At 47.7% G+C, this 12,242-nt stretch carries 10 protein-coding genes; 6 read left to right on the top strand and 4 right to left on the bottom strand.

Annotation, left to right across the window (positions count from 1 at the left end; all coding sequences use genetic code 11):
• Window positions 1-33 precede the first annotated feature (33 nt).
• Window positions 34-1,386 carry a glutathione-disulfide reductase gene (gene gorA / locus B2U97_RS12965; RefSeq protein WP_286823611.1) on the bottom strand — a complete coding sequence of 451 codons (1,353 nt, stop codon included), beginning with the start codon at window positions 1,384-1,386 and terminating at the stop codon, window positions 34-36.
• Between the two features lie 127 nt (window positions 1,387-1,513).
• A complete protein-coding gene (locus tag B2U97_RS12960; protein WP_286823616.1) occupies window positions 1,514-3,823 on the bottom strand; it encodes a S9 family peptidase in 2,310 nt (769 codons plus the stop codon).
• Between the two features lie 134 nt (window positions 3,824-3,957).
• On the opposite strand from B2U97_RS12960, the gene prlC reads away from it, so the two are divergent.
• Window positions 3,958-5,997, top strand: coding sequence for an oligopeptidase A (gene prlC, locus B2U97_RS12955; protein ID WP_272991070.1), 2,040 nt, complete (start codon window positions 3,958-3,960; stop codon window positions 5,995-5,997).
• 10 nt (window positions 5,998-6,007) lie between these two features.
• On the opposite strand, the gene B2U97_RS12950 is transcribed toward prlC, so the two are convergent.
• Together B2U97_RS12950 and B2U97_RS12945 are read right to left on the bottom strand one after the other, a co-directional pair.
• The gene (locus tag B2U97_RS12950) at window positions 6,008-6,229 is read right to left on the bottom strand and encodes a DUF2970 domain-containing protein (protein WP_011235552.1); all 222 of its coding nucleotides are present in this window, start codon (window positions 6,227-6,229) and stop codon (window positions 6,008-6,010) included.
• Complete coding sequence (locus tag B2U97_RS12945) at window positions 6,229-6,531, bottom strand: hypothetical protein (RefSeq protein WP_110013406.1); 303 nt, start codon at window positions 6,529-6,531, stop codon at window positions 6,229-6,231. The genes B2U97_RS12950 and B2U97_RS12945 overlap by 1 nt, the downstream gene beginning before the upstream one ends.
• Window positions 6,532-6,666: 135 nt before the next feature.
• On the opposite strand from B2U97_RS12945, the gene rpe reads away from it, so the two are divergent.
• The 5 genes from rpe (at window position 6,667) to B2U97_RS12920 (ending at window position 12,241) form a co-directional block, all read left to right on the top strand.
• Window positions 6,667-7,341, top strand: a complete 675-nt coding sequence (gene rpe, locus B2U97_RS12940) for a ribulose-phosphate 3-epimerase (RefSeq protein ID WP_034822626.1) — start codon at window positions 6,667-6,669, stop codon at window positions 7,339-7,341.
• Between the two features lie 11 nt (window positions 7,342-7,352).
• On the top strand, window positions 7,353-8,360 hold the full coding sequence (trpS, locus tag B2U97_RS12935) for a tryptophan--tRNA ligase (RefSeq protein WP_034822624.1): 1,008 nt from the start codon (window positions 7,353-7,355) through the stop codon (window positions 8,358-8,360).
• Between the two features lie 8 nt (window positions 8,361-8,368).
• Window positions 8,369-10,414 (top strand): sensor domain-containing protein, encoded by a 2,046-nt coding sequence (locus tag B2U97_RS12930; RefSeq protein WP_286823622.1) that lies wholly within the window; start codon window positions 8,369-8,371, stop codon window positions 10,412-10,414.
• Window positions 10,415-10,418: 4 nt separating this feature from the next.
• Window positions 10,419-11,000 (top strand): anthranilate synthase component II, encoded by a 582-nt coding sequence (locus B2U97_RS12925; protein ID WP_272989261.1) that lies wholly within the window; start codon window positions 10,419-10,421, stop codon window positions 10,998-11,000.
• Window positions 11,001-11,068: 68 nt separating this feature from the next.
• A complete protein-coding gene (locus tag B2U97_RS12920; protein WP_011235546.1) occupies window positions 11,069-12,241 on the top strand; it encodes an HDOD domain-containing protein in 1,173 nt (390 codons plus the stop codon).
• Window position 12,242: the final 1 nt, after the last annotated feature.

Here is a 12,242-nt window from a genome sequence, read left to right as displayed (position 1 = left end):
GCGAGAGAATTTGCGGGGCTTCCTGTACCCTTCTTATTTCAGGGTAACAAACTCTTCAGCACTGGTCGGATGCAGAGCCACAGTCGAATCTAAGTCAGCTTTAGTTGCCCCCATCTTCAAAGCAACGGCAAAGCCTTGTAAGATTTCATCCATACCTTCACCGATACCGTGAATGCCGACCACTTTTTCTTCTTTGCCGTGGCATACCAGCTTAAAATAACTAAGAGCTCGGTGCGGAGTCACGGCATTGTACATGGCTGCGAACGATGACTTATACACGGTAATGTTGTCTTCACCGAATTTGAGCTTAGCGTCTTCCTCGCTCAGACCAACGGTGCCAATGGTCGGGTGGCTGAATACCACGGTCGGAATGTTTTCAAAGTCCATGTGCGCGTTTGGCATGTTGTTAAACAAACGCTCCGCCAGTAAACGTCCTGCTTTTATAGCAACCGGTGTAAGTGCTGCGGCACCAGTATTATCGCCTACAGCGTAAATACCTTGTACGTTGGTATTCTGGAACTTATCGACGTTAATAAAGCCTTCGCTATCCAGTTCTACACCGGTGCATTCCAGGTTAATTTTATCGGTGGATGGCACGCGGCCTATAGCCCAGACTAAGCAGTCGAAGCCGTCCATTGTCTGACCACCTTCAAAGTGCAGCGTTAACGTACCGTCGTCTTGCTTAACCACTTCACGAACGGTGGTTTCTGTATGAAGTTCAGGGCCGTCCTGCTTCATGCGCTCCAGCAAACCATCGGTAATATCCTTATCAAAGGTACGCAACGGGCGATCACGTCGCACCATTAAGTGCGTGTCAGTGCCTAAGGCATGGAAGACACCGGCAATTTCAACGGCAATATAACCGGCTCCAATAACGGCTGCTTTTTTAGGCTGTTCCGTCAGGGCAAAGAAGCCGTCAGAGTCTATACCATGCTCTGCGCCCGGAATTTCAGGGATCATGGGGCGCCCGCCGGTGGCAATGGTAATATGGTCAGCGGTAATCTTTTCTCCGTTAACCTCTACTGTTTTGTGGTCAACGAATTTCGCAAAGCCTTCTATAAACTCAACGCCATTACCTTGAAAGCCGCGATGGTAACCACCGTGAATGCGTTCAATATAGGCTTCGCGGTTTTTAACCATAGTCGCCCAGTCAAAACCTTTCTGTTCAAGCTCAAAGCCGTATGACGGCGAGTATTTTATGGCTTCAGCAATATGAGCGCCGTACCACATGACTTTCTTGGGAACACAGCCCACGTTTACGCAGGTGCCGCCAACGTGTTTCGCTTCAATAACGGCGGCTTTCGCGCCACGAATGGCTGCGCGGTTGGCTGAGGCTATGCCGCCACTGCCGGCGCCTATCGCAAGATAGTCATAATGTCTGGTCATATTGCTTAACTCCTGTACTCAATTCAAAAACTGCGGATATCTTGAATAAAAACCCCGTATCTTGCAAATAAAGACACGGGGTTGTCATGCTTTTTATACCGATAGCGGTAATCGAAAGATCAGTTCATTACTCAGATGACGGGCGTTCGCCGGCAGGTAAGTTCTCTTTCACAAACTCGGTCATCATGGTGCGTAAATGAAGGGTTGTACCTTCACCTTCGTAAATACCATGAGAGCGGTTCGGGTAGGCAAAAAACTCAAACTGCTTACCGTGTTTAATGAGCTCATTGACCAGGCGCTCGCTGCCCTGAAAGTGAACGTTGTCGTCGCCCGTACCATGCACTAACAGTAAGTCGCCTTCGAGGTTTTCAGCGTGAGTAATGGCAGAGGTTTCTTTATAACGCTCGGCTGACTCAGGCAGTAAGCCGGAGTAACGTTCCTGATAAATGGTGTCGTACAGCGTTAAATCGGGTACCGGTGCCAGCGCCATACCCATGTGGTAGCTGTCCGGGTAACGGAACAGAGCATTCAGCGTTTGTGAACCTCCGCCGCTGTGTCCCCAAATGCCTACGCGGTTTTCATCAATGAAGTCCCAGCGTTCCAGCATTTGTTGTAGCGCATCGTATTGGTCGCGTACGGTAACAACGCCCAGGTTCTTGTAAATAGAACGGCGCCAGTCAAAGCCGCGTGGTGATTTGGTGCCGCGGTTATCAATAGACGCAACAATATAGCCCTGCTGTGTCAGCATGGTGTGCCATAAATACAATGAGCCGCCCCAGCGGTTGGCCACTGTCTGCCCCCAGGGTTCGCCGTAAACGTAGAACAAAATGGGGTATTCTTTGCTGGGGTCGAAGTCAGTCGGCTTCATAATGTAGCCGTCCAGCTCTAACCCGTCACGAGCTTCCACCCGGAAAAACTCAACTGGTTGTTTCTGCACCTGCTCAACCGCTTGCTGTACCTCGTTATTGTCAACCACCGTGCGAATAACTTCATGATCCGGCAGTGAAATCATATTAGTAACCGGAACCTGGTTAACCGAACTAAAGGTATGTTCAGCGTATTTGGCGTCTTGCGAAATGCTGTAACTGTGGGTGCCCTCCATGTCCGGGGTCAGACGTTCTAAGCGGCCGCTGCCGTCTAAGCTGGCGCGGAACAGATAACGCTCCAGAGGTGTTTCCGGTGAAGCAATAAAATAGACCCAGCCGTTTTCTTCGTTTACCCGCAGCACTTCAACCACGTCCCAATTACCGCGGGTAATCGCTGTGGTTCTGCCGGTATCACGATGCACGCGATAGATATGGCGATAACCGCTGCGTTCGCTTAACCAAGTAAATTCGCGACCATCATTTAAAAAGTGAATGTCGTCGACATATTCGGCCCACGAGTCGGTGCTTTCGCGTAACAGCTCCTGACTGCGACCGGTTTCAATATCGCTGATAAAAGCGCGATTAATGTGCTGTTTGCGGGTCAGTTGCTGAATTAACAGTTTTTCGCTGTTGCCAGCCCAGTTCATGCGCACCAGGTAATGCTGGCGAGGGTCACCGGGAATATCCATCCATTTTGTCTGGCCGCCACCGGCCGGCATAACGCCAATGCGCATAGCCGCGTTAGTTTCACCCACTTTCGGGTAAGGGAATTCTTTTAACGTTGGGTAGAGTTCGTCGGTGTTATTGATCATGGTGAATACCGGCGTGCCTTCGGTGTCCAGCTGCCAGTACGCAATGTGCTGCCCATCCGGGCTCCAGCGAAAACCATCGCGCAGGAAAAACTCTTCTTCGTTAACCCAGTCGAAGGTACCGTTAACGATAGTGTCGTTGCCGTCGCTGGTCAGCGCGCTGACAGTGAAGCTGCTAAGATCCTGCACGTAAATGTTGTTCTGCATAACGAACGCGACTTTTGTACCTTGCGGATTAAACTTAGCAAACTGCAAAGTCGACTCAGGCGCATTACCACCCAGTTGGCGTAATTCGTTGTTGTTGAGGTTCAGCACCCAGTAGTCGCCCAGAGTATGGGTACGCCACGAACGCTTGGTATTGGTGAAAATGAGTACTTTGTCGCCATCGTCTGACCAGACGTAATTGGCAATATCCAGCGCTTTGCTTTTACCTTTAGGGGTAAGCTGTTCAGCACTGACTAAAACCGTGCGTTCGTTGGTTTCAGGATGATAACGAACAATATCGCGGCCATCTGCCGAGTTGGACTGCTCTAAAGTCGTATAACCTGAGCCGTCTTCAAGCCAGCGAGTTGGAGCCGGGCGGTCAATATTGAAGGTATCACTGGCGAATATTTTCTCCGCTGTCAGCTGGCTAACACCTGTTACGTCAGCTTTATCGGAGTCCGCAGTGGATTGTCCACCCAAGTTACTACAGGCACTTAAGGTGATAATGGCCGTTAATCCGGCCAATAAGCGTAAAGATCGAAAAGAGGTGTCAGACATGACATTTACCTTTATTCTGATTTATTAACGAACTGATAATACCGCAAAAAACGCAGGAAACCACATAAGCGTGGTTGAAGACTAGCGCAAAGCCCCAATATCCATTGTAAGCATTTTGAAAAATTGAGGTAAAAATGAGCCATAACCCGCTATTAGAACAGAGCCATCTTCCGGACTTTGAGCAAATTAAACCCGAACATATTCAACCCGCTGTTGAAGAGTGCATAAAGCATGCTCGAAAAACCATTGATGACGTGCTGGAACGTGGTGATTTTAGCTGGAATGGTTTGATTGAACCTTTGACCGATGCGGATGAAAAGCTTGAGCATGTCTGGGCGCCAGTTTCGCATTTGAACTCGGTAGTAAGCACATCAGAACTGCGTGAAGCGCATGACAGTTGCCTGCCATTGTTGTCGGACTACGCAACCTATGTAGGACAGCACAAAGGCTTGTTTGACGCTTATCAGGCACTGCGTGAAAGTGACGAGTTCGACAGTTTGACCGAAGCTCAGCAAAAACTCATTAACGACACCTTACGTGATTTTCGTTTGTCGGGTGTGGATTTACCCGAAGACAAAAAGAAACGTTATGCTGAAATTTCATCGCGGCTGTCTGACTTGTCTTCAACCTTCAGCAACAACTTGCTGGATGCCACCCACGCATGGACTTGCCTGATTACCGATGAAAGCCGCCTGGCTGGCTTGCCGGAAAGCATCAAAGAAGCTGCAAAAGAAACCGCAGCAGACCAGGAAACAGAAGGCTGGTTGTTCACTTTAGATATTCCAAGTTATCTGCCGGTCATGTTGTACGCCGAAGACCGGGAGCTGCGTAAAGAAATGTACCAGGCTTTTGTGACCCGCGCGTCGGAAACTGGACCTAATGGCGGGGAGTTCGATAACTCTGAGGTTATGAACGAAACTTTGGCTTTGCGTCATGAAATGTCGGAGCTGTTAGGTTTTAACGACTTTGCTGAAATGTCACTGGCGACGAAAATGGCTGAGTCGCCGGAGCAGGTATTAGGTTTTGTGCAGGATCTTGCCAATAAGTCTAAAGCACAGGCGAAAGCCGAGTATGCTGAAATTGAAACCTTTGCGGCAGAGCAAGGCGTGGAGAAAATGGAAGCCTGGGATGTTCCTTACTTTAGTGAGCAGTTAAAGCAGCAGCGCTACTCTATTTCCGATGAATTATTACGCCCTTACTTTCCTGAGCAACAAGTGCTAAACGGTTTGTTTGAGGTGGTTAAGCGCCTGTTTGGCATGACGGTTAGCGAGCAAAAAGACGTAAAAACCTGGCATGAGAATGTGCGTTTCTTCCGCATTCACGATGCCGACGGACATTTGCGTGGCAGCTTCTACCTGGATCTCTACGCGCGTTCAGGCAAGCGAGGAGGCGCCTGGATGGCGGATTTTGTCGGCCGCAGAGTGCACGCCGATGGCGAATTGCAAAACCCGGTGGCCTTTTTAACCTGTAATTTTAGCAAGCCGGTGGGTGGTAAGCCTGCACTCTTTACTCACGATGAAGTGCTGACATTATTCCATGAATTCGGTCATGGCTTGCACCACATGTTAACTCAGGTCGATACCGCTGGTTTGTCTGGTATTAACGGTGTTGAATGGGACGCTGTTGAGCTGCCCAGTCAATTCCTGGAAAACTGGTGCTGGGAACCGGAAGCGCTGGCATTAATATCCGGACACTATGAAACCGGTGAACCGCTGCCGCAGGAGCTTCTGGAAAAAATGCTGGCTGCGCGCAATTATCAGTCGGCTATGCAAATGATGCGTCAATTGGAGTTCTCGCTGTTTGATATGCGCATTCACCACGAGTTTGACGAAAACACGGGTGCGCGTATTAGTGAAATTCTGAGTGAAGTGCGTCAGCAAACTTCGGTACGTATTCCACCGGAGTACAACCGTTTTCAGCATAGCTTTGGTCATATCTTTGCTGGCGGCTATGCGGCAGGTTATTACAGTTACAAATGGGCTGAAGTGCTGTCGTCTGATGCGTTTGCGCGCTTTGAAGAAGAGGGCATATTTAACGCTACAACCGGGCGCGACTTTTTACATGTCATTCTGGAACGTGGTGGCAGCCGTAAAGCCGCAGATTTATTCCAGGAATTTCGTGGTCGCGAACCGAATGCCGAAGCTTTGTTACGTCATAGCGGCATAGCTGCCTGATGCTATTGCATCAGGCCGCGGTAGCCAGGACCAGGTTAACGAGACCAATTAAACCAAACACGAATAGAATGGTAAGAATAACACCAATGATGATGTAGGCTTTCGGGCTACCATGCTGGAAGTCTCGTTGGCGGTTTTTTTCTGTTTGCACACCCAAAAATGCCGCCAACACACTCATAACCATACTAAAGACACCTGGTTTAGAGGTTTTATTTTCGGTAGATTCAGACATTAATCAGTGTATTCGTTTTGATAATGTTTTTTGTTGCTGTCGCTTGAACTCGAGATTAACTCAATCAAGTCGAAGAAGTGAAATTGTACGGACCGGCTGTTGCCTTTTAACCAGCTAAACCATGTCACTTGCTCGGCAGCTAACTGACACTCAACAGAGGTGTTACTGGGTTCTATTTCAGTGACAAGCTGCTGGCAGCGCTGAGTGGGGTTTTGCTGAGCAACGAGCGAGGAAGGACTCACGATAGCAAGCGCAGTAAACGCAGCTAATGCTAGTGATGTTATTATTGTTAGTAATCGCATGAAAGTCCCTCTCAAGTCTTGATTGACTAATTTATCAGCGATTTTGTAAAAATTCTAGTCATCATTGCGAATTTTTTTGTCATGGGTTAACTGCTACAATAAGCATCATTTTGAAATAGGTCAGGAAAACGAACAATGAAACCACTAATTGCACCGTCGATACTGTCCGCGGACTTCGCGCGGTTAGGTGAGGAAGTTGACGCGGTATTGAACGCTGGTGCCGATGTCGTGCATTTTGACGTAATGGATAACCACTACGTGCCTAACCTGACGATAGGTCCTATGGTATGCAAAGCGTTACGTGATTACGGAATTGAAGCGCCAATTGACGTGCATTTAATGGTTAAGCCTGTTGACCGTATTATTCCAGACTTTGCCGAAGCCGGGGCTTCTATCATTACTTTCCACCCGGAAGCATCCGACCATGTTGACCGGACTTTACAGCTTATTCACGAACAGGGTTGCCAGGCGGGTTTAGTGTTAAACCCTGCAACACCGCTGCATTACCTTGATCATGTTATGGACAAAGTGGATGTCATTTTACTGATGTCGGTTAACCCAGGTTTTGGTGGACAGTCTTTTATTCCGTCAACGCTTGATAAGCTCAGAGCGGTGCGTAAACGAATTAAAGCAAGTGGCCGCGACATACGCCTGGAAGTGGATGGTGGTGTTAAGGTTTCAAATATTGGTGAAATTGCAGAAGCTGGCGCGGACATGTTCGTTGCTGGTTCAGCTATTTTTAATGCGGATGATTACGCCAGTGTCATCCAGACAATGCGCGATGAAATCGCTGCGGTAACAGGTTCTTAGAGGAAACAGTAATGTCGAAACCAATTGTGTTAAGTGGTTGTCAGCCGTCGGGACAGTTGTCTATTGGTAATTATATTGGCGCATTACGTCAGTGGGTTAAGATGCAGGACACTCACGACTGCAAGTTTATGTTGGTTGATCAGCACGCCATTACTGTACGCCAGGACGCCGAGAAACTGCAGCAAGCAACTCTTGATGGACTGGCTTTGTACCTGGCTTGTGGCCTTGACCCGGCAAAAAGTACGGTGTTTATTCAGTCGCATGTGCCGGAACATTCTCAATTAGCCTGGGTGCTTAACTGCTACACGCAAATGGGCGAGCTAAACCGCATGACGCAGTTTAAGGATAAGTCTCAGCGTCACGCTAGTAATATTAATGCGGGTTTGTTCACTTATCCGGCGTTAATGGCGGCAGACATTCTGTTGTACCAGGCGAATGAAGTGCCGGTGGGCGATGACCAGAAGCAGCACCTGGAAATGACGCGTAATGTTGCTGAGCGTTTTAATAACTTGTATGGCGATATTTTTACGATTCCGGAACCAATGATTCCAAAAGTCGGGGCGCGGGTGATGTCACTGCAGGAACCGACTAAGAAAATGTCAAAGTCGGACGATAATCCAAATAATTTTGTCGGCTTGCTGGAAGAGCCGAAGAAGATTCTGAAGAAAATTAAGAAAGCCGTTACCGACTCTGATGAGCAGGCGCGCATTTACTTTAATCAGGAAGAAAAGCCGGGCGTCTCGAATTTGCTTAGCATTATGTCAGCTGCCACAGGTAAGTCGATAGACGAGCTGGTACCTGAGTACGAAGACAAAATGTACGGGCATCTAAAGGTGGATGTGGCGGAATCTGTGGTTGCCATGCTGGAACCGATACAGCAGAGGTATCACGCAATGCGTAATGATCAGGCATTTTTGCAACAGGTTATGAAACAAGGCGCTGATAAGGCACGTGAAGCCTCAGCAAAAACTTTGTCAGATGTTTATAAAGCGGTAGGTTTTGTACCTTACCCGGGATAAATTTAACTATGGTGGATAAATCTCCGGAACAGCGCGAAAAGGAGTTGCTAACCAGTGTTGAAACCATGGCTAACATTGGCAGCTTTTGGTATGAACCCGCGTCCGGAGATTTATATTGGAGCCCTCAGTTACGAGAAATTCATGGTGTAGCCCAGGATGAACCCATTACTTATGAACAGGCAATGGCGTTTCACCTTCCTGAATACCGTGAAAATATTGAGCACCTGGTCGAGCAAAGCTTTCAAAATCACCATAGCTGGTCGGCAGAAAGCTGTCTTAAAGACAGAAGCGGAATAATTCACTGGGTTGCTATTACGGGCATTACCCGAACGCTGAAAAATGGTGACATGGCACTGTTTGGTGCCATTCAGGATATTACGGTTAAAAAGTACCGTTTGCAGCAGTTGCAAGAGCAAGCCAACACCTTACGCAGCACACTGGACAATTTACTGGATGCAGTTATTACCATCGACAATAACGGCATGATTATTAACTTTAGTGTGCCGGCTGAACGCATGTTCGGTTACAGCGCCGCTGAAGTGAAGGGTAAAAATGTCAGTGTGTTAATGCCCGAACCCTATGCCCGTGAACATGACCGTTATATTAGTGCTTATCAAAAAACAGGCCGCGCCCGCATTATTGGTATTGGCCGTGAAGTTCAGGCTAAGCGCAAAACTGGAGAAGTGTTTCCTATCGATTTGGCGGTAACCGAGATAACGCATTCTGGTGAAACGCAATATGTTGGCATTATACGGGATATTACCGAACAAAAAGAAAATGCCCGTAAGCTTGAATATTTAGCAAACTTCGATGAGCAAACGGGGTTGCCAAATCGTCATCGTTTTCTTGATCTGGTTGAGAAACGTATTGAAAGTCAGTTACCCATTGCTGTCGCTGCCGTTAATATTGACTACTTTAATCGCGTTAATACAATTCACGGACACGAGGAAGGTGACCGTGTTATTCAGTTAATTGCACAGCGAATGAGAAAAACTATTGGCGATTCGGGCTGGATAGCGAGAGATCTTGGTGACAGATTTTGGGTGGGGGTTATGCAGGACTCTACCGAGACCAGTCTGGCTATTATTGATGAGCTTCATAGCGTACTGCGCGAGCCGTTTAAAACGGCATTCCAGACGCATTATCTCACCGCAAGTGTCGGTGTCAGTTTAAGTGGAGGTGATGAAAATGCTTCCGGACTGCTGTCACAGGCCGATACGGCAACGTCTAATGCACGACATAGCGGCCGGGATAAAGTTGCGGTACACCGAGCTGAAATATCCAACTCGGTTGTAACCGATGCCGAAACCGAAGTGGCCTTACGAGCGTCTTTGGGTAAAGGGCAGTTCGAATGCTGGTTGCAGTCTAAAGTGGATACCAACGGTGTTGTTCGTGGTGCAGAGGCTCTAATGCGTTGGCGCAACGAAGCCGGAGAAATCATTCCTCCAGATCAATTTATCCCGATTGCGGAGCGTTTTAAGCTGATTATTCCTATGGCTAAAGAATTGTTGAGTCAGGTCGCTTTCGTTGTGCGGCAGCTGAGCGATAAAGGGCTTAACGATCGTATAGCGGTGAATGTCAGTCCAATTGAGTTTTTACAAGACGACTATGTCGAGACGGTACAGAAAATATTTACCGAACAGGATGCGCCGCTGAATCAACTGACCATTGAAATTACCGAAAACTTACTGTTAGCTGACCCTGAAATAGTCGAGCAAACAATGTCGCGGCTTGCCGGGCTCGGCGTCGTTTTTTCTATTGATGACTTTGGGACTGGGTATTCTAATTTCATGCGCATTCAGCAACTGCCAATAGGCGAGCTAAAAATAGACCGGGAGTTTGTTCAACTGGCGGAAGTGAATGACAAACATATGGGTCTGCTACTGGCTATGCTGAATATGACTAAATCTCTATCGGTTTCCTCGGTAGCAGAAGGCGTAGAAACTGAAACTCAGGTTAAATTTCTGAAAGAAAATGGCGCTGACTTATTGCAGGGCTTCTACTTTGCCCGCCCCGTCCATTTTAAAGACTGGCTGAGTGAGCGGTTGTCCTAGCAGTATGATTGTTTTAATTGATAACTTTGATTCATTTACTCACAACCTTGCACGCTACTTTCGGGAATTAGGCGAAGACGTTAGTGTTTTCAGGAATAATGAATTAACCCTTACCGACATAGAGCAGTTAGCGCCGCAAGCACTTGTTATATCACCTGGCCCCTGTACTCCCAACGAGTCGGGAATATCTTTAGCTGCTATTGAGCACTTTCAGACTAAGCTGCCAATATTAGGTGTGTGTCTTGGTCATCAGGCATTGGCACAGGTTTTTGGTGCAAACGTTGTTCGGGCAGAAAAAGTTATGCATGGAAAAACCAGTGTGATTAAACACTCCGGCGAAGGACTTTTCCGACAGCTGAATAACCCATTAGAAGTGACCCGTTACCATTCCCTTGTTGTTTCTCCTGAAAGCTTATCAACAGATTTTGTCATTGATGCCGATACAGAAACCGAAAAAGGTCAGCGCGAGATTATGGCAATAAGGCACCGGCATTTGCCGCTGTTTGGTGTTCAGTTTCATCCCGAGTCTGTGATGACAGCACAAGGACATAATCTGTTAGCGAATTTTTTACGTTATATACGATAATCAGTAAGTAGTATTTTCTCTGCTTATTCAACATAATACTGCCGCAGTTCAGATAATACCGAGGTAACATGTTCCACTTTTTTGCGGGTACCACAGAAGGCGGTAGTAATGATCCCGCCCTGCGCTTAGAAAAACGCTTTATCAACTATCTGATAAGCTTCCCGTTTGCGCGTAAAACTCGCTCAAAAGAAGATGGTACCGACGACGAAGAGCATGAACAGCGACGTAAGCTTTTAGAAGTTGAGCGTCTCAATTACGAAGAGCGCGATCGTAAAGCGCAGGCGCGCCAACGGTACGCCGATCGTATTTCTGATGAATTGCATGAAGAGATTTATCATCGTGCGTTGAAAACCATCGAAGATGGTGACTACATTCGCGAGCGCTTGATCCCACTACCTGAAAAGCTACCTGAATTGCTCGATACGCTTAGCATGAAAGCCGCTTCTATGCGCCGGATTGAGTCCGTTGTGCAAGGTATGGACTGGTTTCATACGGGGTTAATCCGTACGGTCAATCAACCACCGTTTATTGATCGGAATAAGCAGGTGAAAATTGATAACCTTAGGGTAGCCATGAGCTTTGTGGGCACCGAAAACCTACGCCTGCTGGCTCCCGCTTATATTATGCAAAACTGGCTGCCGCCGGCAACGCAACCCTTCACCTTATTCCGCCGCAAAATTTGGGAGCATTCGCTGGGTACGGCTATTGCTGCACACAATATTGCGGTAGAGCGTAACCTGCGAGATCCGGTTCTAGCCTATACCATTGGTATGTTCCATGAGCTGGGAAAAATTGCCTTAACCAAGCTGTATTTGCGTTTATTTGATGATGTGCAGCGCGAATTCGCTATGCAAAGCGTTAACGATAAGTCACCCGAGCGCCACAATACTATTGTCACTTTAACTCCGGACGAACGCTTTCTACGCGACTTAATGCTGGAAAAGGATAAAGACGTGAGCTATCTGGTTGCTGAAGGCTGGGGGTTAAAGCGTGTTCCGGTAAGCAAACACTTATTGGCTTTTACGCAAAGCAAAACGAAAGACAAAGGCTATGAATCTGAATACGCGGAAGCCTTAGCCCAAGCTAATGCTTATTGCGAATTCAGAATGCTGCGGGAAGTGGACCTTGCCAGTCTGGAAGAGGGTAAACATCTACTCAATAAGCATTCAATAACGTCAGAAACTGTTGCTCGCTTGCACAATGTGAGCTTAAAACGCCCGCCAATTGTCGTGCCGGAATAGA

This window comes from Idiomarina sp. UBA3176 (genome assembly GCF_002364295.1).
GTDB classification, from domain to species: Bacteria; Pseudomonadota; Gammaproteobacteria; order Enterobacterales; family Alteromonadaceae; genus Idiomarina; species Idiomarina loihiensis.
Note: the sequence above shows the minus strand (reverse complement) of the source record. Positions and strands in the feature narration are given on the sequence as shown.

Coding starts and splice junctions, on each gene's coding strand:
- gorA (WP_286823611.1), bottom strand. CDS start 1,386: ATGACCAGACATTATGACTATCTTGCGATAGGCGCCGGCAGTGGCGGC.
- B2U97_RS12960 (WP_286823616.1), bottom strand. CDS start 3,823: ATGTCTGACACCTCTTTTCGATCTTTACGCTTATTGGCCGGATTAACG.
- prlC (WP_272991070.1), top strand. CDS start 3,958: ATGAGCCATAACCCGCTATTAGAACAGAGCCATCTTCCGGACTTTGAG.
- B2U97_RS12950 (WP_011235552.1), bottom strand. CDS start 6,229: ATGTCTGAATCTACCGAAAATAAAACCTCTAAACCAGGTGTCTTTAGT.
- B2U97_RS12945 (WP_110013406.1), bottom strand. CDS start 6,531: ATGCGATTACTAACAATAATAACATCACTAGCATTAGCTGCGTTTACT.
- rpe (WP_034822626.1), top strand. CDS start 6,667: ATGAAACCACTAATTGCACCGTCGATACTGTCCGCGGACTTCGCGCGG.
- trpS (WP_034822624.1), top strand. CDS start 7,353: ATGTCGAAACCAATTGTGTTAAGTGGTTGTCAGCCGTCGGGACAGTTG.
- B2U97_RS12930 (WP_286823622.1), top strand. CDS start 8,369: ATGGTGGATAAATCTCCGGAACAGCGCGAAAAGGAGTTGCTAACCAGT.
- B2U97_RS12925 (WP_272989261.1), top strand. CDS start 10,419: ATGATTGTTTTAATTGATAACTTTGATTCATTTACTCACAACCTTGCA.
- B2U97_RS12920 (WP_011235546.1), top strand. CDS start 11,069: ATGTTCCACTTTTTTGCGGGTACCACAGAAGGCGGTAGTAATGATCCC.